The organism is Kribbella sandramycini, assembly GCF_013131805.1.
GTDB classification, from domain to species: Bacteria; Actinomycetota; Actinomycetes; order Propionibacteriales; family Kribbellaceae; genus Kribbella; species Kribbella sandramycini.
In genome coordinates this window covers 194014-217347 of sequence record NZ_JABJRC010000010.1, presented here as the reverse complement: position 1 = coordinate 217347, position 23334 = coordinate 194014, and the positions used below count along the sequence as shown (strand labels likewise).

The following is a 23334-nucleotide window of genomic DNA, read 5'->3' as shown; positions in this document are numbered from 1 at the left end:
GTGCATCCGCATCTGCACGCGGCTCGTGCACGGATTCGTGCAGTACTACTCTCGTTCCCATGCGTGCGGGTGAGGCGACTGCGGTACTGCACCGCCTGGCCGGTGGACGAAACGATCGACTGACGCATGTCGAGTCCGTCCCCCCGCGGCCCGGGCGGACGTGCGAATGGCCGCGCTGGGTGCCGCCCGAAGTACTGGGCCAGTTGGCCGACGCGGGCATCGCGGCTCCGTGGACACATCAGGTCGCCACGGCCGAGGCGGCGTACTCGGGTCGTCATGTCGTGGTCGCGACCGGTACGGCGTCCGGGAAATCACTGGGCTATCTGCTGCCGTCGTTCGCGACGTTGAGCATCGCGCAAGCGGCGTCACCGCATCGCCGGACGGCGTCCGTTCTGTACTTGTCACCGACCAAGGCGTTGGCCCACGACCAGTTGCGCGCGGTCTCGGCGTACGACGTCCCTGGGCTGCGCGCGACGACACTGGACGGCGACTCCGAGCGCACCGAGCGCGATTGGGCGCGCGACCATGCCACCTATGTATTGAGTAACCCAGACATGCTGCACCGGTCGGTCCTGCCCAACCACCAGCGCTGGGCCCGCTTCCTTGGTTGTCTGCAGTACGTCGTCATCGACGAGTGCCATCACTACCGCGGCGTCTTCGGCGCACACGTGGCCGGCGTACTCCGGCGACTCCGCCGCATCTGTGCGCACTACGGCGCCAACCCGGTCTTCGTCTGCGCCTCGGCGACCGTGGCCGAGCCGGCGGCGTCCGGCGAACGGCTGACCGGCCTGCCGATGACAGAGGTGGTGGACGACGGCTCCCCGCGCGGCGGCATCTCGTTCGGGCTGTGGGAGCCGCCGCTGACCTCACTCCGGGGCGAGAACGGCGCCCCGGTACGCCGATCGGCCACAGCCGAGGTGGCTGACCTGCTGACCGACCTCGTCGTGTCGGGCGTCCGTACGGTCGCCTTCGTCCGCTCTCGGCGTGGTGCGGAGACGGTGGCGCTGACAGCGCGGGACAACCTGGCCGAGGTCGACCCCACCTTGATCGACCAGGTCTCGGCGTACCGGGCGGGTTACCTGCCAGAGGAACGCCGTCGGCTGGAGAGCATGCTGCAGACCGGCGAACTCACTGGCGTCGCCGCGACGAACGCTCTGGAGCTCGGCATCGACATCGCTGGTCTGGACGCCGTCCTGCTGTCCGGTTGGCCTGGAACGCGCGCATCGCTCTGGCAGCAGGCTGGGCGGGCAGGCCGAGCCGGCGGCGATGCAGTGGCCCTACTGATCGCCAGGGACGACCCACTCGACACCTACCTGGTTCGCCACCCAGCGGCCGTGTTCGGGCGACCGGTGGAAGCGACTGTCTTCAACCCGGAGAACCCGTACGTGCTCGGGCCGCAGCTTTGCGCGGCCGCACAGGAGCTACCGCTGACCGCGGCGGACTACGAGGTCTTCGGAAGTACGACGTCCGACACGATCGCGCAGCTGGTTCGTCAGGGCGCACTGCGCGAGCGACCACACGGGTGGTTCTGGACGCGCCGCGAACGCGCGGTGGACGCCATCGACATCCGGTCCGCCGGCGGGAAGACCGTACAGATCGTGGAGGACCGGACCGGGCGACTGCTCGGCACTGTCGATGGCGGCTCGGCGCATGCGTCGGTCCACGAAGGCGCTGTCTACGTGCATGCGGGCGAGTCCTATCTGGTCCAGTCACTCGATCTGGAGGGGCATGCGGCCGTGGTGGAGGCCGCGGCGCCCGACTACACGACGTTCGCCCGCGACACGACCGAGATCAGCATCCTGGCCACTGAGGAGACGCAGTCCTGGGGGAAGGCGGAGCTGTGCCGCGGATGGGTCCGGGTGACGAGCCAGGTGATCTCGTTCCAGCGCAAGCTGATCTCGACCGGCGACGTCCTGGACGAACAATCGCTTGATCTGCCGGAGCGGACACTGCAGACCAAGGCGGTCTGGTGGACGGTTCCCGACGAGTTGGTCGAGTCGCTCGGATTGGACGACGTACCGGGCGCGGCTCATGCCGCCGAGCACGCATCGATCGGTCTGCTCCCCTTGTTCGCCACCTGCGACCGCTGGGACATCGGCGGCGTCTCCACCGCCCGGCACGCGGACACCGGTCGGCTGACCGTCTTCGTGTACGACGGCCACCCCGGCGGCGCCGGCTTCGCCGAACACGGGTACGCCGCGGCGCGCGAGTGGTTGACCGCGACACGTGCTGCGATTGCACACTGTGAGTGCGCGGATGGATGCCCATCCTGCGTACAGTCACCCAAGTGTGGGAACCAGAACAACCCACTCGACAAGAGCGGCGCCGTGGCGCTGCTCGCCGCACTACTCAGCAGTGAGGCCTGAACGGTCCGGCAGAGCCCCGGACGGAGAGGCAGTGCCATGTTCGCTCTCGGAGTCGTCCTGATCGTCGTCGCGGTGCTGTTCGGCCTCGGGGTCTCGGTGTCGTCGTCGGCCTCGACCACCCTCGAGGTGTTCGGGATCAACTTCGGCGTCATCGTGCCGACCGTGTTCTTCCTCGGCGCGGCCGCCGGCGCGGCCCTGGTCGCCGGCCTGTGGCTGACGAAGAAGGGACTTACCCGCGGCTGGCGCCGACACAAGGAGGTCCGCGACCTGCGCGCCAAGGTGACCGAGCGTGACGCAGCTCCGGCGGTCACCGCCGAGCGCGACGCAGAGGTACCTGACGAGACAATCGAAACGTCGCGACCGGCGATCGACGCGGACGTTGCGGCGAATCCCAGCGACCACAAGCAGCCCCACTGAGCACTCTGTTGCCCATGGCATCAACTAACACAGTGGACTACCCCAGTATCCGCCGGATGCCGTAGTATCTCGAACGGAACACAGCCTCCACTCGGGGCAACCACGGCCACCCCGCAGCCGAGTTTCGATGCCCAGCGCAACGAGTTTCGGGTGGCAGTTAGTTGCCATTGGCATCAAGTTCCCCGGTCTTGCCATAACCACCTCCGACGCACCTGTGCCTTACTGGTTGTGGCGTCAACGTCGCGTTGAGTCACTGTCGGCCTTCCGGGCCACACCGCCTCCTCACGGGGGATCGACCCGCAACCCGCCCACCGCGCAAGGGGTGGCGAAGCGGTTCCCGGAACTCGGACCGACTCTCGTAACGAGGTCCCGACGACCCGGACGCCGCGAGATGGTACGACCTTCGGAGGTTGTCTTGATCACCCGTAAACTGTTCAGCCGTACCGGCGTGGTAATCCTGGCGGTCAGCGTCGCGCTGGCCACGGCGATCCCGGCCCAGGCCGCCGCACCGGCGCCGAAGCCCGCACCCGGCGTCGAGGTCGGCGTGGCGAAGCAGATCGCCACCCGCGCCGACACCCGCTACTGCCTGACGTTCGTCGCCGCTGCCAAGGTCCCGATGGCGGTCATGATGGCGTGCGCTCCGGGCAAGGAGGGCAAGACCCAGGAGTGGGTCTACACCGAGTCCGGCCAGCTGCAGGTAGCGATGAGCAAGAGCGTCGGTGGCGCCCTTGCCAAGACCGGAGCCTGCCTGGACAGCGGTGCGGACCTGGCCAAGGTTCCGGCCGCGGCCCCGCTGCTGGTCCTGCCCTGCCGCGCCGGTGACGGCCAGAAGTGGAACTACGACGAGAGCGTCGGCACGTTCGTGAACGAAGCGAGCGGTCTCGCCCTCACCTCACTGCTCGGCAAGGGGAAGGCCAAGCAGGCACAGCCGACCGGCAGCTTCGACGCCGCCGGCACACCGGTCCAGGGCTGGAGCGCGCTGCCGCTGCCGGGTCTGGACATCCTGGGCGCGGTGCTGGCTCTGGTGAACGCGTTGCTGGCATCGCTGGGCCTGGCCCTGCCGCTGCCGATCGCGAACGCCGCGGGCAGCCTGCTCGAACTGGTTCGGCCGAAGCTGCCGATCCCGGCCCAGATGACCACGCTGCCGAAGCAGATGATGGAGCTGGCGCAGAAGTAACCGACACCGCACCAACGGACAGCCGGCCCCGACAATGTCGGGGCCGGCTGTTTTCTCACTCCTTAGAGATCGACACTGCTTCAGTTGTGTGAACCTGGTGTTCCTCGTCGGTCAGGAAGAGCGGCGCTCGGGGATCGGCGCGGGATTCCGCTGCTTGCGCGTCAGCGGGAGCCGTACGCCGTCGTCACCGGCTGATCCTGACCTCCGAAGGCCTCACCAGTCGGTGCCGGTCACCACCAGCACCAGTGGCCGTGATGCCAGTGCCCGAAGAGCAGGCCGTCGACTGCGTGGAGAACGCTGTACAACATGTTCAGTCACCTCCGATCCCTTGAAGCGAACGGGGATGACGCTACCTCTCGCTGTCACCGTCTGTATCTAGTCAATCACCGGTTGCGACAGAACTTTGAGCTTCCTTTAACGGACCCGCAATGCGCTGCGGCGAACTCCGACTTGACGCCGAACGGACACTCCCGGTAACCGCGATCGGCGCGTCGACTACTCGGCGTACACCGTTTGAGCAAATGTCTTCACATACTTGCTCGTGAGTGCCAAGGTGTGTCCCGGCACTCCGAAACCCCTCGCAAGGAGCCCCCTCGATGCGATCACTCCGGCTGTTCCCGGCCGTCGCCCTCGGCGCGACCGCCACCCTGCTGCTCACCGGCTGCCTCGGCTCGTCCGGTTCCGGCGAGCAGGACGCGAACCGCAACGCCGACGCCAAGAAGGTCGAGCTGACGATCGGCTCGAACTCGGTCAAGGGCGGGAAGAGCAGCGCCGGCGCGACGTTCACCGAGGATGTGCTGATCCCGAAGTTCGTCGCCGACCAGAAGGCCAAGGGCGTCGACGTCACGGTGAAGTTCCAGGGCGACGGCTCCGACGACGAGGTCTACAAGCAGAAGCTGTCCCTCGACCTGTCGAACAAGTCCGGCCCGGACCTGATCCAGATCGACGGCATCTGGGTCGGCGAGTTCGCCCAGGCCGGCTACATCAAGCCGCTCACCGACACCGTCGGGGACGCCGCCAAGGTCGACGGCTGGGACGGCTGGCAGCAGATCCCGGAGTCCGTTCAGCAGCTCGGCATCTTCGAGAGCAAGCGGTACGGCGTCCCCGGCGGCACCGACGGACGCGTCCTGTACTTCAACAAGAAGCTGTTCCAGCAGGCCGGGCTGCCGGCCGACTGGCAGCCGAAGTCCTGGGAGGAGATCCTCCAAGCGGGCCAGGCGTTGAAGAAGCTGTCCGGTGTGACGCCGATCCAGGTCAACGGCGGCACCGCGATGGGCGAGGCGACCACGATGCAGGGTGTGCTGCCGCTGCTGGTCGGCACCGGCACCTCGATCAACGTCGACGGCAAGTGGCTCGGCGACACCCCGAAACTGCGCCAGGTGCTCGACTTCTACCACCAGGTCTACGGCTCGGGTCTCGGCGACCCGGTGCTGCAGCGCGAGGCCAAAGGCCGGGACAAGTCGTTCGCGGAGTTCGCCGCGAACAAGATCGGCATCCTGCTGGAGAGCGACTACTTCTGGCGCAGCGTCGTCGAGCCGAAGGCCGGTGTGGCCAAGATGGCCGACCGGGACGCGGCCGTCGGCTATGCGCTGATCCCGGCGGCCCGGCCCGGCGGCGGCGTCAAGGGCCAGGACTTCGTCTCGATGTCCGGCGGCGGCGCGACCGTGATCAACCCGAACACGAAATTCCCGCAGCAGGCCTGGGAACTGCTGCAGTTCATGAACTCCGCCGCGATGGTCAAGGAGTCGCTGAACGGCGCCGCCAAGATCACCCAGCGGACCGACGTCAACACCGAGGTGCTGGCGAGCGACCCGATGCTGAACTTCGTGGCCACCAAGGTGCTGCCGATCACGCAGTACCGGCCGGGGCTCGCGGAGTACCCGAAGATCTCGGCCGCGCTGCAGCAGGCGACCGCGGACGTCGTCGGCGGCAAGTCCACCGATCAGGCGGCCCGGGCGTACCAGAAGTCCGTCGAGACCGCCGCGGGCGGCAAGGACAAGGTCGCCGGCAACTGATGACCACCGTCTCTCCCCCCGCCGCGGGCGGGGGCTCCAACGCGGGCCCCGCGTCTCGCCCTGGTCGGGGCGGCCGGGGGCCGGCGCGGGACGTGGCCGGGCTCGGCGTCGGCCGGGCCCTCGGCTTCGTCGCGCCCGCGCTGCTGCTGATCGGCGCGTTCCTGGTCTTCCCGGCGATCTGGACGATCTACATCGGCGTCACGAACTACCGGCTCACCGGTGTCGAAGCCGTCTCCCCGTCCGTCGTCGGCCTCGCCAACTACACCCGCGCGCTGAACGACGCCCTGTTCCACAACGCGTTGTGGCTCACGATGCTCTTCGTCCTGGGATCCGCGATCCTCGGCCAGAACATCCTCGGATTCGCCCTCGCGTGGATCCTCCGTCGCGCCCGCCCCGCCGTCCGCCGGACCGTCGAGGCCCTCACCCTGCTCGCCTGGATCCTCCCGTCGACCGTCGTCGCCTACCTCTGGGTCGCGTTCTTCGACCGGGACACCGGCACCCTGAACAGCATCCTCGGCACGACCGGGACCGCCTGGCTGATCGACTACCCGATGGTGTGCCTGATCGTCTTCAACACCTGGCGCGGTACGGCGTTCTCGATGATGCTCTATTCGTCAGCCCTACAAGCCGTTCCGCCGTCGCAGCTGGAGTCGGCGCGGATGGTCGGAGCATCCGGCTGGCAGACGCTGCGCGATGTGGTGTTCCCGCACATCCGCGGTCACGTACTTACCAACACCCTGTTGATCTCCCTGTGGACAGCGAACGACTTCTCGCCGTTCCTGCTCACCAAGGGCGGTCCGAACCACGAGTCCGAGACAGTGCCGGTCTACATCTACAACGTGGCGCTGCAGGGCGGTGAGCTCGGCTACTCGTCGGCCATCTCGTTCCTGCTGTTGCTGGCGAATCTGCTCGTCTCGCTGGTCTACCTGCGGCTGCTGAGGAGGCGCGCGTGACACCGGCGTACGTCGTCCGGCGGATCGGCTTCTACGTGCTGATCTGCGCGATCACGATCTTCTTCGCGGTGCCGATGCTGTGGATCGCCTCGGCGCCGTTCGACCGGAACCCCGGCCTCGGCGTGCACTGGCCGGATTGGACGCTGGAGAACGTCCGCAAGACGTTCGACCATCCGTACGCGCTGGGCTCGATGGTCAACTCGCTGATCATCTGCATCACGACGGCGCTGGCGGTGACGGCGTTCGCGGCGCTGGCCAGCTACGCGTTGTCGCGGGTCCGTATCCCGGGCCGGGACGCCTTGCTGTACGGGCTGCTGCTGCTCTCCTCGGTCGTCACCGGGACGGCCGCGATGGTGCCGATCTTCGTGATGATCTACCAGCTCGGGCTGATCGACTCCCGGTTCGGCGTCGCGCTGGTGATGACCGGCGGGCTGTTGCCGGCGGCAATCTTCATCCTGAAGGACTTCGTCGACGCGGTGCCGAAATCCTACGAGGAGTCGGCGCGGGTCTTCGGCGCGTCCACGCTGCAGATCCTGCGCGACGTCGTCCTGCCGGTCGCCCGGCCGGGGCTGGCGACGATCATGGTCTGGGCGTTCGTCAACTCCTGGGGCAACTTCCTGGTGCCCTTCCTGCTCATCCGGTCGATCGACCTGCAGCCCGGCGCGGTGCTGATGCAGACCCTCACCGACGAGGGCGGCAGCGTGAACCTGCAGGTGCTGCCGGTGTTCTCGCTGCTGTTCTCGATCCCGGTCGTCGTGCTGTATCTGCTGGTGAACTCGCGTTACGGGTTCCGTTTCCATGGAGGGATCAAGAGCTGATGGCCGGTATCGACATCGAGGGCCTGGCGACCGTCTACCCGAACGGCGTGCGCGCCGTCGACGGTCTCGACCTGCACGTCGAGGACGGCGAGTTCTTCGCCCTCCTCGGCCCATCCGGCTGTGGCAAGACCACGCTGCTGCGCACGATCGCGGGTCTGGAGAACGCCTCTGAGGGCGCCGTCCGGATCGACGCGGTCGACGTCACCCGCACCGAGCCGGGGAAACGCGGTGTCGCGATGGTCTTCCAGGACTATGCCCTCTTCCCGCACATGGACGTCGCCGAGAACATCACCTACCCGCTGAAAGTCCGGCGGGTCCCGGTCGCCACCCGCCTGGAGACCGCCGAGCAGACCGCCGGCGAGCTCTCCCTCGGCCCCTACCTCGACCGCCGCCCCGGCCAGCTCTCCGGCGGCCAGCAGCAGCGCGTCGCCCTGGCCCGGGCCATCGCCTCCCAGGGCAAGGTCCTCCTCCTCGACGAGCCGCTGTCCAACCTCGACGCCCGCCTCCGCCTCGAAGCCCGCACCTTCCTCAAGAAGCTCCAGCGCGACCTCGGCATCACCACCGTCTTCGTCACCCACGACCAAGCCGAAGCCCTCGCCCTCGCCGACCGCATCGCCGTCATGGAGTCCGGCAAACTCCGCCAACTCGGCACCCCCCGCCAAGTCTTCGCCCACCCCACCAACACCTTCGTCGCCAACTTCATCGGCTCCACCCCCATGAACCTCCTCCCCGGCACCGTCACCCCAGGCGCAACATCCGGCGACTCCGCCACCGGGGTTGTCTCGGTGGCCGGCGGCTTGTTGCCGGTAGCAACTTCCGCGCCGGCCGGCGCCGAGGTGACTGTCGGCGTCCGCCCGGAGTACTTGACGCTCGCGACCGGGGACGCCTCCGGCCCGGGGATCCGCGGCACCGTGGTGGTGGCGGAGAACCTCGGCGTCCAATCCCTGGTCTCGGTCGACTGCGACGGCGTCCTGATCGGCGTCACCGTGCCCGAGGAACAGGAGCCGGCCCCCGGCCAACCCGTCTTCCTGACCGCCCCCGCCGAGCGCGTCCTCCTCTACGACCGCGACTCCGGCGAACTGATCACCCGCCAACCCGCCACGGTCGCCTGATGGCGCTCACGTCGTACAAACGCCGCTGGACCCTCGACGACCGCGCCGAATCCGTCTGGCACTCGCTACCGGTCGACATCCCCGCCGACTGCCCCGGCCTGCTCGTCACGCTGACGATCCCGGCCATCGACGGCGTCGTCATCGACCTCGGCTGCGAGGGCGCGGGCGGCTGGCGCGGTTGGTCCGGAGGCGCCCGCCAGACCTTCGCGATCACCCCGACCGCGGCCACCCCCGGCTACCTGGCCGGCGACCTTGAGCCCGGCACCTGGTGGATCGTCCTCGGCCTGCACCGCCTCCCGGCCGACGGCGCCGAGCTCTTCGTCGAGGCGCACACCGGCCCGGTCCCCACGATCCCCGGGCTGACGTCATACGCCGATGCCACCGCCGCGATCGCCGTACCGGAGCGCCCGCCCCGGCGTACCCTCCCCGCGACCTCCGGCCTGAAGTGGATCGCCGGCGACTTCCACGCCCACTCCCTGCACTCCGACGGCGCCACCCCGATCGCCAACCTCGCCGCAATGGGCGTCGCCGCCGGCCTCGACGTCCTGGCGATCACCGACCACAACACCGTCGCCCACCACCTCGAGCTCCCCGGTCTGACCGAACGCTTCGGCCTCGGCCTCATCCCCGGCCAAGAGGTCACCACCGACACCGGCCACGCGAACGCCTTCGGCGACATCGGCCCGATCGACTTCCGCCGTCCCGCGGACACCTGGGTCAGCGAAGTCGCGCGCCGCGGCGGCCTCCTCTCGATCAACCACCCGCTCTCCGGCGACTGCGCCTGGCGACACCCCCTCGCCGAGCACCCGCCGCTCGCCGAGATCTGGCACTCCTCCTGGCTCGACCACCGCTGGGGTGGCCCCATCACCTGGTGGCAGGCCTGGGGCCTCGAAACCACCCCCATCGGCGGCAGCGACTGGCACAACCCCACCTCGCCCACCCCGATCGGCACCCCCACCACCTGGCTGGCCGTCGACGCCACCGCCGAAACCCCCGCCGAACTCGCCGCCGCCGCCCTCCAAGCCCTAGCCGCCGGCCGAACCGCCGTCTCAACCAGCTACCAAGCCCCCATCCTGGTCCGAGCCGACGACGAACTCATCGCCCTGGACGCCCCCAACACCCTCGTCCTGACCCCCGACGGCACCCGCCACCCCGTCACCTCCCCCACCCACCGCCTCCCCGCACCCCCCGGCCCCCATACCCTCGTCACCCACGACGGCCGCTTCCTCTCCTCCTGCACCTAGCGAACAAGACCTACCTGCCGAAAGACCCCGCGCAGGCAGTTTCTCGGCCCGCGGAACGGAAGCAGCAGGCGGACGCACGAGGTGACTACGCGGAGCAGGCGCACGAGGCGGGCGCGGTCCGCGCACGTGAAGCAGGCGCACGAGGACGGCGCGGAGCCGACGCACCGGGCCGGGGCACGCAACAGGCACGCAGGCGAACCTGCCGGGCACGTGACGCGGGTGCGCCGAAGGGGCAGGCACACGAGGTGAGTGCACGGAGCAGGCGCACGGCGCTAGGCCGCACAACAGGCACACAGGAACATAAGCCGGGGCACGTGGTGCGGGCGCACCGAACGGATGCCCAGGGCAGGCGCACGGGACGGGCCCACGAGGTGGGCGAACGAGGCCGACGCACAGAACGGGCGCATGACCAGGCCACGGAGCAGGCGCACGAACCCGGGACGCGGCGGGCACGCGTGCGGCGTCGGCATGTGAGGCGGCACATGGGGTGGGTGCGGGCTGGTTTGGGTGGCTAGAGGTTGTCCAGGTGGGTCCAGAGCCAGGTGGGGCCGGTGGTTTGAGCGCCTAGGGGTTCTACGCGTTGGCGTAGGCCGCGGTCGGCGGTGACGACGGTTACGGGTGGGGGGTTGGTGGGGGTGAGTAGGTCGGCGGTGACTGCGGTGATGGTGTCGTCGCCGGAGCCCGACGCGAGGACTACCCGCAGGTCGCCGAGGTCGGGGGCGTCGGGAGCGTCGGGGGTTGGGAGGGCTCGGCGGGCGGCGCCTTCGAGGACGACGACGATCGAGGTGTCGGGGAGCTTGGCGTTCAGTTCGGCGAGCTTGAGGACGAAGCGACGGGCGGCGCCGGCTCGGTCGCGCCACCAGCCATCCGGGCGCGAGCCGATCACGTTCGCTGCGTCGACGACCACGACCTGCTGCTTCGGAGTACTCATCTGGACAGTGTGCCCACCTGGTCAGGCCGTCAGTCGAGGAGCCAACCGTTGTGTTCGGCGATCTGGATGGCGTCGGAGCGGGTGCGGGCGCCGGTTTTGCCGATGGCGGACCAGAGGCGGCGGCGGACGACGCGTTCGGAGACGTGCAGCGAGCGGGCGATCATCGCGACCGAGCCGCCGTCGCGGGCGGCGCGCAGGGTGTCGGTCTCGCCGTCGTCGAGTGGCGTCTCGGAGTACTTGAGCGATTCGGCGGCGAGGTTCGCGTCGACCACGCGAAGCCCGAGGTGCACCCGACGGACGGCGTCCGCGAGCTGCGGGGCCGGGGAGCCCTTCAACGCGAACCCCTTGGCGCCCGCCTCCAGACCACGCCGGAGGTGGATCGGACGCCCGTACGTCGTCAGCATCACGACCCGGCACTCCGGGATCGACGTCCGCAGCTCGGTGGTGACAGCGAGGCTCGCCGTCCCCGGACCGGTGGTGTCGAGCAGCGCGACATTCGCCCGGTGCCGCTTGGCAGCGCCGACCACGTCGTCCGATCTGTTGATCTCGGCAACTATCTCCAGATCGCGCTCGCGTTCCAGACCGGTTCTGAGCACGCCTCGGCTGAGGATCTGGTCGTCGACCAGCAACAGCCGGATGCGGTCGGGCACACGGGCCTCCGGGGTAACCGTCCGGGCGCCGGGGAAGTGCGTCCGGGAAGGTGGGCAGGACATCGGACCAGATCATGGAGTGACGCGCCGCGCTCAGTCCAGATCAACGCGGCATCTCTATCAGATTGCGACCAGATCGCGACCGCTTCAGTACTCCCCGCAGCCACCGAGGTGGCGCCACCACCTCTCCACGACCTCGCGCAGCCGGTCACCCCGCTGCACCCGGACCAGCCCGAGCCTGGCCCATCACCTGGGTCGCCAAGCCCCACGGCAGCCGAACCTCGCACCCGACTCGAACTGTCACCTCGCTCCCGGTCGGCACGCACTCCGCCAGCACCGCGCCGTTCGCCGCGGCCACCCGCGCCGCCACCCCACACGGATCCGCACCGACGGCGTACGCCGCACTCAAGGCCGCCAGATCAGCCGCCGCCCCCACCCGATGCCGAGCCACCGACACCGCCGCCCACCCCATCCCCCCAACCACCGCCACGGCCAACACCAGGCACCCCACCAGCACGACCACACTCCCCGCCCCATCCTCCCCACGCACACGTCGCCAACGACGGGAAGCCAAGAGCCAACCGACGGCACGCCGGACGGCGGCGGCCCCCGCTTGCATGGCGAACGCGGGAGGCGTGGCGGACCAGGCAGGTGCGGGGTTCGCGGGGTCGGCGGGCACGGGAGGCACGATGGACGGGGCAGACCCGACGGACCCGGCAGGCGCGGCAGGCGCGGGGTCGGCAGGCGCGGCGGGCACGGAAGGCACGGCGGACCCGGCAGGCGCGGCAGGCGCGGAAGGCGCAGGGTTCGCGGCGGGCACGGCAGCCACGGGGTTCGAGGGGTCGGCGGACGCTGCGGACGCGGCGAACTCGGCGAGCGCGGGAAGCTCGGCGGGCGCTGCGGACCCGGCAGGAGCGGGGACGGCGGACGCGGGGTTCGCGGCGGACGCGGGGTTCGCGGCGGACGCGGGAGGCGCGGGGTTCGCGGGGGGCGGCTGGGGGATCAGGTAGTTGGGCATGGGGCTCCTGGGGGTTCGGGGGATGGGGTGGGGTTAGTTGGGGGGTTCGGGGTGGAGGGTGGATTGGGCTTTGGTGGTGGGGGTGGGGAGGAGGGGGAAGGGGTGGGGTGGGGTTGAGTGGATGGTTACTCGGATGGTGGGGGTGGTTTGGAGGGTGACGGTGGAGTTGGGGGGAGGGAGGGTTTGGGTCAGGTGGCGGATGGTTTCTGGGGGTTCGTTGCGGGCTAGGGCTCGGGCGATGTCTCGGGAGGCGTCGACGGCGCGGAGGTGGGTGGTCAGGAGGGAGAGGGTGTAGAGGGAGGCGGTTAGGAGGGTTAGGAGTAGGGGGAGGGTGAGGGCCAGCTCGACGGTGACGGCGCCTTGTTGGGTGGCGGCCGGGGGTGCCGGCCGCCGACGGGTGATCAGAGTTGGATGCCTTCGACGCCGGCGAGCTTGAGGGCGTAGTTGATGAGCGCCTTGAGGGCGTTCATCATGACCTCGGATTTGAGTAGGGCGACGAGGATGCCGCCGAGGCCGCAGGCGGCGACGATGCTGACGGCGTACTCGGCGGTTGCGGCGCCGCGTTCGGATCGACGGCGGAGCGGGTTGCGGCGGGGGCGGATGACGAGGGCCTTGGGCACGGTGACCTCCAGGGGGTGGGTCGTTGGCGGGAGTTCTTGTGGAGAAGATGCAGTTGTCGGGTGGGTGATTTCGCGGTGAGTTCGCGACCTGTGGACAACTTGTTGCTCTGGGCATCTTTAGGGCGGGCCGAGGTAGGGGACGAGCGCGTCGGCGATGGTGGGGACGATGGAGAGCAGGACGAAGGCGGGCAGGAAGCAGAGACCGAGTGGGAGCGCGGCTCTGGACTCGATGGCGCGGGCGTGCTGATCGGCTTGGTGGTGACGGGACTGACGGGTGTCGTCGGCGAGGCGTTCGAGGGTTCGGGAGAGTGGCGCGCCTGAGCTGAGCGAGCGGTCGATGGCGCGGGCAAAGGGAATACAGGGCGGCTCGGCGCGTAGGAGCGACCAGGCTGTCTGCGGGTCGGCGCCCAGAGTGAGGCGGTGGGCGATCTCGGCGAAGAGGCCGGCGAGCGGGCCGTGGATGGCGGCCGCGACGGTGGTGAGGGCTTGTTGGGGTGGGCGGCCCGCTCTGAGGCAGGCAGCCAAGAGATCGATGGCCAGTGGGAGATCCCGCGCGAGCTCGGCTCGGCGGCGTTTGGCGGCAGCGGGTTCGAGGCGGGCAAGGAGGCGCGGTACGGCGTAGTACGCGGCGGCTGCGGGAAGCAGCCCCCACGGTGGGTGGACGAGGATGACGAGGGCGGCGGCGACCAGCGCCGCAACCAGCCGATGCGGTCGGGGTGGCCCCTTCCGCGGTTCCGGGCGCGGTGCGAGGCGGCGCAGGTCGGGAGGAGTACGGACGAGGAGAACAACCGCGGTCGCGGCGGCCACCGCCGCCAGGAGAATAGTTGTCATAAGCAACAGTCAGCGGTAGAGAGGAGTAGCGGCCAGCCGGGTGGTCCACTGCAGGCCGAGTGCGGTGAGGGCGAGGCCGGCGGCCAGGCAGAGCCAGCCGACCGGAGTGTTGGTGAGGAAAATGATCGGGTCGGCTCCGAGCGAGTAGCCGAGGGCCAGACCGAAGAGGGGCAGCGCCGCGAGGATCCGGGCGGAGGCTCGGGCACCGGCCAGGCCGGCTGCAGTTTGGCGGTGGATGGATTCGTCGGCTCGGAGGGAGTCGGCGAGGCGTTCGGTGAGCGCGGCGAAGGCAGCGCCGGACTCTTCGGCGACCTGCCAGGCGGCGGCGAGGGCTCGGAGCCCTTCGGCCCCTGGGGATCGCGCCACTTGGTTCAGCGCGGCAGGGACGTCGGCGCCCAGTCTCGCGGCGGTGTGGACTGCCGCCAGCTCGGGAGCGATACCGGCCGCGCCGGCCAGAGCGTCAACTGGCGGGCGCCCGGCTGCTAGGTCTGCAGTGAGTACGTCGAGCGCCTCGATGACGGTCGTCCGTCGGAGGGTCGCGGCGGCTCGGCGTACGTGTTGAGTTCGCTGGGAGTGGGCCAGGGCGGCGACGGCGGCGACTGCGGCCACGATCGCCAGGACTTGGGGGCTGAGGGCGAGCAGGAGGATCCCGACCGGGACGATCAGGATCGCAGGATGTGGGCGGGAGCGGTGACGCCCGCGCGGCGCGGTGAGCCGGCGGAGTGGATCGGGCCGGGGCGGGAAGACGAGGTGCAGAGTCAGCAGAGCGGCGAGCACCGCGAGAAGTCTGGTCATGCGGCGCCGGCGAAGAGCGCAGCCGGCGGATGGAAGGTCGTCGGGGCGTTCGCAGGAAAGTCGGCCACCGGGCGCGTAACGACCTCGCCACTAGGGAGCCGATGCAGCGCATGGATGGAGCTGATCCGGCGGACGCCGTTGGACAGGCGGGTGAGGTGGACAACAGCCTGGAGGGCCGAGGCGACCTGGCTGTGGACGGCGTCGCGCGGTAGACCGGCCAACGCGCCCAGGGCTTCGAGCCGAGCAGGGACGTCGGCGGGCGAGTTGGCATGGATCGTGCCGCAACCACCTTCATGGCCGGTGTTCAGCGCGGTCAGCAGATCGACGACCTCCGGACCTCTGACCTCGCCGATCACCAGCCGATCCGGTCGCATCCGCAGCGCCTGCCGAACGAGGGCGCGGAGCGAGATCTCGCCGGCGCCCTCGACATTGGCCGGGCGGGCTTCGAGGCGGACGACGTGCGGGTGGTCGGGGCGGAGCTCTCCCGCGTCTTCGACGACGACGATCCGCTCGGCCGGGTCGACGGCGGAGAGCAGCGCCGCGAGCAAGGTCGTCTTACCGGTCCCCGTGCCGCCGCTGATCAGGAAGGCCTTACGGGTGGCGAGCAGGTTGTGCAGGAGTTGCGCGCCATCGGCCGGCAGCGAGCCGGCCGCGATCAGCGACTCAAGAGTGAAACCTTTGCGGGCGGGGATGCGCAGGGACAGGCACGTCCCGGGCGCAGCGATCGGCGCGAGGATCGCGTGGAAGCGTGTGCCATCCGGCAGGCGGACGTCGGCGTACGGCGTGGCGTCGTCGAGCCGACGGCCCGCGGCGGCGGCCAAGCGGGTCGCGAGCCGGCGGATCGCGGCATCATCACCGGTCCGCACGAAGACGCGCTCGAGACCGGCGCCGCGGTCGATATGCACCTCGTCCGGACCGTTGACCAGGATGTCGGTGACCCCGGGCTCGGCCAGCAGACTGTCGAGTGGGCCGACACCCATTGCCTCGCGATGTAACGCTGCCACGACCGCGAGGACGATCGAATCGCCGTAGACACGGCCATCGGCTCGCAACGCGGCCGCGACCAGGGCGGGCGTCGGCTCGGCGCCGGTGACGGCGAGCCGATCACGGACGCGGTCGAGAAGTTCGGGGGTCACGTTCACCTGGCACCTCGAGTTGGGGGAAGAGAGACAGAACGGCAGTGGCTGCTCGAGCCAGGGATCCTTTGGGTTGAGGAGCGAAATGGCCGGCGTCGATCGCGACGGCGAGCGCAGGCTCATCCGAGTACGTGGCCGCGACTGGCAGAGCCAGATGGGCCGCGGCGGCCGGTGGCGGAATCGTGTGCCGGCGCGATTGGCGAGCGATCAGCCGCAGGTCTGAGCAGAGCGTCGCCAGCGGCGTCGCCAACCGCTTGGCCGCAGCCAGCGATCTGATGTCACAGGGCACCACCAGGAAGCCGGCCGTCGCTCGGACGAAGGCCTCCTGAACGACGGGATCGGCGCGCCGCGGGAGATCGAGGATTACCAGGTCGTTGCTGCGCTGGGCGGCGTTCAGCACCGAACTCATCGTCTCGGGCGGCAGGACCGTGACCTCGGAACGATCCCAGGAGAGCACCGGCAACCCGTCAGCGGCCGGTAACGCGGAGCGCAGCGCCGTCGCGCTCACTCGCCCGGCGGCATTGAGGAGATCAGGCCACCGCTGCCCGGCGTCCTGTTCGATGCCGAGGGCAAGCTCTATCCCACCGCCGAACGGATCGCCGTCGATCAGCATCGCGCGCAGCCCGCGGCGATTGGCGATGACGGCGACCGCGGTCGCGAACGTCGTCGCGCCCGCGCCACCGCAACCGCCGACGAAGGCAAGGGTGACCGCCGCGCGGACGCCGCCGTCCAACGTGTCGATCAGGCGGCCGGCCAACGCGGCCTCGTCACCCGGCAACCGGAACACGGTGTCCGCGCCGATGTCGAAAGCGTGGTGATACAGCTCATCCGCCGCGGGGCCGGCACCGGCGATCACCACACCGGTACGCCGGGCGGGCGCCACGCGGGCCGCTGCGGCGGCGAGATCATCGCCGACGATCACCAGCGCACACGCATGCCAGCTGCGGCGCAACCCGTGCAGGTCGCGCTCGACGAGCGGGGTGATCGAGGCCGCGGCGGCCAGCCGGAGCAGGTCGTCGAGCAGCTGTTCGTTGGTAGTTGCCATGAGCACCGATAAGGGCGGCGGCGAAGTGTTCATGCCAAGAACATGCCGTTACCGGGCCGGTGCCGGACGGGTGATCTCGAGGTTGTGGACAACGGTGTTGTCGGCTTTCCGTCAGCAGCGGGAATCCGCCACGACGAGCCCGCGACCAACTGGGCGGAAACAGTTACCGTTCCTTTCGAAGCGTCTTTAACTAATTTTCACCGGACCGCTTTTCGCTCCCCGCCCAGTTCCGGAGGACCGCCCATGAGTAGTCGAATGCGCTTGCTCACAGCCACTGCCGCCGTCGCGGCCACCGCTCTCGTCACCGCTGCCGGCGTCTCGCTGGCGAGTGCCGAGCTGCCGACCGCCGCGAACATCGCGCCGGCGGCGGCCGCCGCTCCGGCCGCCGCGAGTGGCGGCATCAAAACCGCGTACTTCACCCAATGGGGGATCTACGCCAACGGCTTCTACCCGAAGAACCTGCTCACCACCGGCGCCGCCGGGAAGCTCGACTTCCTGAACTACGCGTTCGCCAACATCCACCCGACCGACCACACCTGCTTCATGGCCAACAAGGCCGCGTCCCAGGACGAGAACAACCCGAACGCCGGTGACGGCGCGGGCGACGCGTTCGCGGACTACGGCAAGTCGTACGGCGCGGACATCAGCGTCGACGGTGTGGGCGACGTGTGGAACCAGCCGATCCAGGGCAACTTCAACCAGCTCAAGAAGCTGAAGGCGCAGGCGCCGAATCTGAAGATCCTGATCTCGATCGGCGGCTGGACGTACTCGAAGTACTTCTCCGACGCGGCCTCCACCGACGCCAAGCGGAAGACCTTCGTGTCGTCCTGCGTGAACATGTTCCTGAAGGGCAACCTGCCGGTCATCGACGGCTTCGGCGGCGCGGGCAGCGCGGCCGGCATCTTCGACGGCATCGACCTCGACTGGGAGTACCCCGGTTCGCCGAACGGCCATGTGGGCAACCACTACAGCCCCGCCGACAAGCGGAACTTCACCTTGCTGCTGGCCGAGTTCCGCGCCCAGCTGGACGCGTACGGCAGCCAGACCGGCAAGCGCTACTGGCTGACCGCGGCCACCCCGGCGGGCCAGGACAAGATCGCCACGATCGAGACCGACCAGATCGGGCAGTACCTCGACTACAACAACGTGATGACGTACGACATGCACGGCGGCTGGGACGCCACCGGGCCGACCAACTTCCAGGACCCGCTCTACCAGGCGCCCGACGACCCGAGTACGCCGATCCCGCCGGGACAGGCGAAGTACTCCGTCGACGGTGCGATCAAGGCGTGGACGCAGGGCGACCCGGCGTACGGCATCCCCGGTGGCTTCCCGGCGAACAAGCTGACCATCGGCTACCCGTTCTACTACCGTGGCTGGAAGGGCGTGCCCAGCACGGCCAACGGCAAGTACCAGACCGCGACCGGCCCGGCCGACGGGCATGCGCTGAGCGGGAACGTCCCTGGCGTCTCCTTCTACAAGGAGCTGACCGGCTTCGTCGACAACCCGTCCACGACGTTCTGGGACGAGACCACCAAGTCGTCGTGGTTCTACCGGAACGGCACGTTCTGGACCGGTGACAACCAGCAGTCCATCAAGGCGAAGGCCGACTACGCGCACTGCAAGGGTCTGGCCGGCGCAATGATGTATTCGATGGAGGCCCTGGACGCGGGCGTCACTCTGTTCAACCACGTCGTCAACGCGGTCAACGCGACGACCCCCGGTTGTGACGGTCCTACGCCGACCCCGACGCCCACTCCGACGCCCACTCCGACACCGACGCCCACTCCGACGCCGACGCCCACTCCCACCCCGACTCCCACGCCCCCAACGGCTACCCCGTGGGCGCCCAACACGACGTACGCGACCGGCGCACTGGTGAGCTACAACGGCCTTACCTACAAGTGCATTCAGGGTCACACCACTCTGACCGGCTGGGAGCCTCCGAACGTCCCCGCACTCTGGGGCCGGGTCTGATCACGTACCGCCCACTGATCGGAGCAACATGAAACGCATTTCGATGGCGCTCACCGCCGTCACCGCAGTAGTACTCGCACTGCTCGTCGCCCCGGTCGCCAACGCGGCCGGTGTGACAGCGACCTTCCTGAAGGTGTCCGACTGGGGTAGCGGATTCGAGGGCAAGGTCACCGTCAAGAACGACACCACGAGCGCAGTCAGCACCTGGTCGGTCGCACTCGACTTCCCGTCGGGCTACTCGATCTCCAGCTCGTGGGACGCCGTCCGCAGCAGTAGCGGCCAGACGCACACGTTCACGCCGCCGACCTGGGCCGGTCCGCTGGCACCGGGCGCCAGCGTCACCTTCGGCTTCAACGGCACCCCGGGCAACTTCGCTGGCATCAGCGCGTGCCGGGTCAACGGCGGCTCCTGCAGTGGCGGACCGGTCACGCTGCCCGGTGCGCCGACCGGCCTGTCCGGTACGTCGACAGCCGCAACCATCAGCCTGTCGTGGACGGCTGCCAGTGGGGCGGCCAGCTACAACATCTACCGCAACGGCTCGAAGGTGGGCACGTCCACCGGTACGTCGTACACCGACTCCGGTCTGACGGCGAACACCAGCTACAGCTACCAGGTCAGCGCTTCGAACAGCGCCGGCGAGGGCCCGAAGAGCAGCTCGGTGTCGGTGACGACCAAGACCGGTACCGACCCGGTCGGGTCGCGGCGGGCCGCGCCGTACCTCTACATGGGCTGGGGTGACCCGCCGAACCCGCAGACCGTCATGAACGCGACCGGGATCAAGTGGTTCACGATGGCGTTCATCCTGTCGTCCGGCGGCTGCAACCCGGCCTGGGACGGCGCTCGCCCGCTGCAGGGCAGTGCGGATGCCACCGCGATCGCACAGATCCGGGCGGCCGGCGGCGACATCGTGCCGTCGATCGGCGGCTGGAGCGGGAACAAGCTCGGCCCGAACTGCAGCACGCCGGAGGCACTGGCCGGCGCGTACCAGAAGGTCATCGACGCCTACGGCCTGAAGGCGATCGACGTCGACATCGAGAACTCGGACGAGTTCGAGAACGAGGTCGTCCAGGACCGGATCCTGAACGCGCTGAAGATCGTCAAGCAGAACAACCCGGGGATCCAGACGATCCTCACCTTCGGCACCTCGACCACCGGCCCGAACTACTACGGCAACCGGCTGATCGAGCGGGCGGCGGCGCTGAACGCGAATATCGACGTCTTCACGCTGATGCCGTTCGACTTCGGCAGCTCGAACATCTACAACGACACCGTCAACGCGTCGGTGGGCCTGAACAACAAGCTCAAGTCCGTCTTCGGGTGGACGACGGCCCAGGCCTACGCGCATCAGGGCATCTCCGGGATGAACGGTCTGTCCGACCAGCAGGAGATGACCACCACGGCCACCTGGCAGAACATCACCAACTGGGCCAAGACGAACGGCCTGTCCCGGCTGGCTTTCTGGTCGGTGAACCGCGACCGCGGTTGCGCCGGCGGCGGTGTGGTCTCCAACTGCAGCGGAATCGCCCAGCCGGACTGGGAGTTCACCCGCATCACCGCAGGGTTCTAACCACCACCTGATCGGAACGGCGGGTGCTCGTCAGGGGCACCCGCCGTACTCAGGTCGAAGTAACGGGCCGAGACCGGACGAACGTCCGGAACCGCTCTGCGGCCGGTGTCAGCGACGCCTGCAGCCGCCAGATCATTCCAATCTCTCGCCGGGCCTGTACGCCGGCCAGTGGTACCGCGACTGCCCCGCTGTCACCACCACGTACCGCACTGGATGGCAGAACAGCCACACCGAGCCCAGCACCGACCAGACTGTCAATCGTGGTCAGGTCGGTGGCCTCGAAGGCCAGCCGGGGTGTGAAACCCGCTGCGCGGCACAGCTCGTCGCTGATACGCCGGAAACCGAAGCCGGGTTGGAGCCCGACGAACGGTTCGTCTGCGGCCGCGGCCAACTCGACCCGACGCCGCGACGCCAGCGGGTGGCCGGGCGGGACGTGGAGCGCGAGGCGCTGCTGCTCAAGGAGGTACCAGCCGAAGCGATCCGCATCCGGCCGTGGCGAGATGATGCCGATCTCGGCATCACCGCTCTCCAGGTCGTGGATGATGTCGTGCCCGGCGCCCTGGCGGAGAGCGAACTCGGCATTCGGGCCGGCTGCACGGTAGGCCTTGAGCAGATCCGGCAGCAGGCTGGAGGCGACCGAATGCAGGAAGGCAAGCCGTACTGTCCCGGACTGCGGGTCCAGCAGCGCATCGATCCGCTGTTGCGCCGCGTCGACCGCAGCAATCCCCGCCCGGGCCGCTTCGAGCACGATGCGTCCGTACGGATTGAGCCGCAGCCCACGGTGTTCCCGCTCGAACAGCGGGACGCCGAAACCGTCTTCGACCCGGCGGAGCGAGCGGGACAGATTCGGCTGGCTGGTCCCCAGTGCGGTGGCCGCCGCGGTGAGATGCTCGGTCTCCGCCAGGACGGCGAACCAGCGCAGATCCTCGACATGCATGCGGAAATCGTATCAATCTCCACTGAGATCGACATTTTACGTATCGCACGGATCGTGGCACCGTCGAAGACATGTCCCAGTCCGTCGCCGTCAGCACCGGCTACCGGCCGGGCGAACGCGAGTACCGGCGGTTGTCGGTCGCGCTGTTCGCCGCCGGCCTGGCGACGTTCGCACTGCTCTACAGCACCCAACCGCTACTACCCGAGCTGGTCGACGACTTCCAGGTCTCCCCCGGCCAGAGCGCGTTCAGCGTCTCGTTCGCGACCTTCGGCCTCGGTCTCGCGCTACTGGTCGCCGGTCCGTGGTCCGAACGGATCGGCCGGACGACGTTGATGCGCTGGTCGGTCGCAGCCACCTCGTTCTTCGCACTCCTCACCGCCTTCGCACCCACCTGGCACACGCTGCTCGCGCTACGCGGGCTACAAGGTATTGCGATGGCAGGGCTACCAGCCGTGGCGATGGCCTATCTCCGCGAGGAGGTGCACGCCAGCAGTCACGCACGGGCGAGCGGCCTCTACATCGCCGGTACGGCGGTCGGCGGCATGTCCGGTCGACTGGTCGCGGGCGGTCTGGCCGACATCGGCGGATGGCGCTTCGGAGCCGCCGGAATCGCGATCGTCGGCGTCCTGTGTGCTGCGGTGGTCTGGTGGTTGCTACCGGCCTCACGCAACTTCCGTCCGGGTTCGGCGCACCCCAAGGAGTTGCGAGTACTCCGAGATCCAGCGCTGCTGGCGTTGTACGGAATCGCCGCTACGGCTGTCGGTGGGTTCGTTGCCGTCTACAACGGCGCCGTCTTCCGGCTGTCCGGCGAGCCGTATCACCTGAGCGCGGGTGCGGCCGGACTGGTGTTCTGTGTGTACCTACTCGGCTCGGTCGGGTCCGCGACCGCAGGCACGCTGGCGGACCGCCACGGCCGACGTGCCGTCGTACCGGTGGGCTGTTTGATCACTCTGGCCGGTGTCGCGATCACTCTGGCCGCACCGCTGCCAATGATCGTTGCGGGCCTGGCTGTGATGACCGCTGGCTTCTTCGCGGTGCATGGCGTGGCGAGCGGATGGGTGCCGGCCCGGGCCCACGCGGCCGGGGTTAGCACCGGTCAGGCGTCCAGCATGTATCTGTTTGCCTTCTACCTCGGCTCCTCGGCCTTCGGCGGCCTCGCCGGTACGGCGTGGAGCCATGGCGGCTGGCCGGGTGTCGCCCTGGAGGCGGGCGTGCTGTTCGCTGTCGCACTGGTGTTGACGCTGCTACTTCGGGCGGTTCCTAGACTGGACCGGTGACCAAGGCGACGGAAGCGGCTGACCAGCTCGGACTGACCTACGAAGTGACTCAGCACGGCCCGGTGAACTCCCTTGAGGAGGCGGCCGCCGCCCGGGGTATCGAACCGGCCCGGCTGATCAAGACGATCGTGGTGCGGCTGGCCGACGACGACTACCGCTTCGTCCTCGTCCCGGGTGACCGAGAGATCGCCTGGCCCAAGCTGCGCACGCTCCTCGGCGTCAAGCGCATGTCGATGCCCGACAAGGACACCGCCTTCGCCGTCACCGGCTACCTCCGCGGCACCATCACGCCGCTCGGCAGCACCCAAGCCTGGCCGGTCATCTCCGACGAACGCATCACCGGCACCATCTCGATCGGCGGCGGTGACTTCGGCACCGGCATCACAGTCGACGCCGAAAACCTCAACAAGGCCCTCAACGCCACGGTCGCCGACGTCACCGACTGAGC

Annotated in this window: 22 protein-coding genes; 12 read left to right on the top strand and 10 right to left on the bottom strand. The window is 69.1% G+C overall.

Features of this window, described 5'->3' with window-relative positions; all coding sequences use genetic code 11:
* Positions 1-59 precede the first annotated feature (59 nt).
* From HPO96_RS33045 to HPO96_RS33010, 8 genes are all read left to right on the top strand, one after another.
* Positions 60-2366, top strand: coding sequence for a DEAD/DEAH box helicase (locus HPO96_RS33045; protein ID WP_171678325.1), 2307 nt, complete (start codon positions 60-62; stop codon positions 2364-2366).
* A 36-nt stretch (positions 2367-2402) separates the two neighbouring features.
* Complete coding sequence (locus tag HPO96_RS37700) at positions 2403-2783, top strand: hypothetical protein (RefSeq protein ID WP_184999600.1); 381 nt, start codon at positions 2403-2405, stop codon at positions 2781-2783.
* Between the two features lie 415 nt (positions 2784-3198).
* Complete coding sequence (locus tag HPO96_RS33035) at positions 3199-3960, top strand: RICIN domain-containing protein (protein WP_171678324.1); 762 nt, start codon at positions 3199-3201, stop codon at positions 3958-3960.
* Between the two features lie 596 nt (positions 3961-4556).
* Positions 4557-5975 (top strand): extracellular solute-binding protein, encoded by a 1419-nt coding sequence (locus HPO96_RS33030; protein WP_171678323.1) that lies wholly within the window; start codon positions 4557-4559, stop codon positions 5973-5975.
* Positions 5976-6067: 92 nt separating this feature from the next.
* Positions 6068-6928, top strand: coding sequence for an ABC transporter permease subunit (locus tag HPO96_RS33025; RefSeq protein WP_171678322.1), 861 nt, complete (start codon positions 6068-6070; stop codon positions 6926-6928).
* On the top strand, positions 6925-7746 hold the full coding sequence (locus HPO96_RS33020) for an ABC transporter permease subunit (protein ID WP_171678321.1): 822 nt from the start codon (positions 6925-6927) through the stop codon (positions 7744-7746). Before HPO96_RS33025 ends, HPO96_RS33020 begins: the two co-directional genes overlap by 4 nt.
* The gene (locus tag HPO96_RS33015) at positions 7746-8858 is read left to right on the top strand and encodes an ABC transporter ATP-binding protein (RefSeq protein WP_171678320.1); all 1113 of its coding nucleotides are present in this window, start codon (positions 7746-7748) and stop codon (positions 8856-8858) included. Before HPO96_RS33020 ends, HPO96_RS33015 begins: the two co-directional genes overlap by 1 nt.
* The gene (locus HPO96_RS33010; RefSeq protein ID WP_171678319.1) at positions 8858-10102 is read left to right on the top strand and encodes a CehA/McbA family metallohydrolase; all 1245 of its coding nucleotides are present in this window, start codon (positions 8858-8860) and stop codon (positions 10100-10102) included. The genes HPO96_RS33015 and HPO96_RS33010 overlap by 1 nt, the downstream gene beginning before the upstream one ends.
* 511 nt (positions 10103-10613) lie before the next feature.
* Here the strand turns inward: HPO96_RS33010 and HPO96_RS33005 are convergent.
* The 9 genes from HPO96_RS33005 to ssd form a co-directional block, all read right to left on the bottom strand.
* Positions 10614-11033, bottom strand: a complete 420-nt coding sequence (locus tag HPO96_RS33005; protein WP_171678318.1) for a hypothetical protein — start codon at positions 11031-11033, stop codon at positions 10614-10616.
* Between the two features lie 29 nt (positions 11034-11062).
* Positions 11063-11683 carry a response regulator transcription factor gene (locus HPO96_RS33000; protein WP_337796911.1) on the bottom strand — a complete coding sequence of 207 codons (621 nt, stop codon included), beginning with the start codon at positions 11681-11683 and terminating at the stop codon, positions 11063-11065.
* Positions 11684-11891: 208 nt separating this feature from the next.
* A complete protein-coding gene (locus tag HPO96_RS32995) occupies positions 11892-12302 on the bottom strand; it encodes an Rv3654c family TadE-like protein (protein ID WP_184999657.1) in 411 nt (136 codons plus the stop codon).
* A gap of 432 nt (positions 12303-12734) precedes the next feature.
* Positions 12735-13103, bottom strand: coding sequence for a TadE family type IV pilus minor pilin (locus HPO96_RS39945; RefSeq protein WP_420371481.1), 369 nt, complete (start codon positions 13101-13103; stop codon positions 12735-12737).
* Positions 13103-13321, bottom strand: a complete 219-nt coding sequence (locus HPO96_RS32990) for a DUF4244 domain-containing protein (protein WP_171678315.1) — start codon at positions 13319-13321, stop codon at positions 13103-13105. Before HPO96_RS32990 ends, HPO96_RS39945 begins: the two co-directional genes overlap by 1 nt.
* 117 nt (positions 13322-13438) lie before the next feature.
* The gene (locus HPO96_RS37695; RefSeq protein ID WP_202886697.1) at positions 13439-14152 is read right to left on the bottom strand and encodes a type II secretion system F family protein; all 714 of its coding nucleotides are present in this window, start codon (positions 14150-14152) and stop codon (positions 13439-13441) included.
* A 9-nt stretch (positions 14153-14161) separates the two neighbouring features.
* Positions 14162-14947, bottom strand: coding sequence for a type II secretion system F family protein (locus HPO96_RS32980; protein ID WP_171678314.1), 786 nt, complete (start codon positions 14945-14947; stop codon positions 14162-14164).
* On the bottom strand, positions 14944-16089 hold the full coding sequence (locus HPO96_RS32975; protein WP_337796910.1) for a TadA family conjugal transfer-associated ATPase: 1146 nt from the start codon (positions 16087-16089) through the stop codon (positions 14944-14946). Before HPO96_RS32975 ends, HPO96_RS32980 begins: the two co-directional genes overlap by 4 nt.
* Positions 16052-17161 carry a septum site-determining protein Ssd gene (gene ssd / locus HPO96_RS32970; protein WP_171678313.1) on the bottom strand — a complete coding sequence of 370 codons (1110 nt, stop codon included), beginning with the start codon at positions 17159-17161 and terminating at the stop codon, positions 16052-16054. Before ssd ends, HPO96_RS32975 begins: the two co-directional genes overlap by 38 nt.
* Positions 17162-17371: 210 nt before the next feature.
* Between ssd and HPO96_RS32965 the strand changes: the two genes are divergently transcribed.
* Together HPO96_RS32965 and HPO96_RS32960 are read left to right on the top strand one after the other, a co-directional pair.
* Positions 17372-19105, top strand: coding sequence for a glycosyl hydrolase family 18 protein (locus tag HPO96_RS32965; RefSeq protein ID WP_238355756.1), 1734 nt, complete (start codon positions 17372-17374; stop codon positions 19103-19105).
* 28 nt (positions 19106-19133) lie between these two features.
* Positions 19134-20672, top strand: coding sequence for a cellulose binding domain-containing protein (locus tag HPO96_RS32960; protein ID WP_171678312.1), 1539 nt, complete (start codon positions 19134-19136; stop codon positions 20670-20672).
* A gap of 49 nt (positions 20673-20721) precedes the next feature.
* On the opposite strand, the gene HPO96_RS32955 is transcribed toward HPO96_RS32960, so the two are convergent.
* The gene (locus HPO96_RS32955; protein ID WP_171678311.1) at positions 20722-21609 is read right to left on the bottom strand and encodes a LysR family transcriptional regulator; all 888 of its coding nucleotides are present in this window, start codon (positions 21607-21609) and stop codon (positions 20722-20724) included.
* A 71-nt stretch (positions 21610-21680) separates the two neighbouring features.
* Here HPO96_RS32955 and HPO96_RS32950 point away from each other — a divergent pair, with 71 nt between their 5' ends.
* Together HPO96_RS32950 and HPO96_RS32945 are read left to right on the top strand one after the other, a co-directional pair.
* On the top strand, positions 21681-22886 hold the full coding sequence (locus HPO96_RS32950) for an MFS transporter (protein WP_171678310.1): 1206 nt from the start codon (positions 21681-21683) through the stop codon (positions 22884-22886).
* Positions 22883-23332 (top strand): YbaK/EbsC family protein, encoded by a 450-nt coding sequence (locus HPO96_RS32945; RefSeq protein ID WP_171678309.1) that lies wholly within the window; start codon positions 22883-22885, stop codon positions 23330-23332. Before HPO96_RS32950 ends, HPO96_RS32945 begins: the two co-directional genes overlap by 4 nt.
* The last annotated feature ends 2 nt before the right edge of the window (positions 23333-23334 follow it).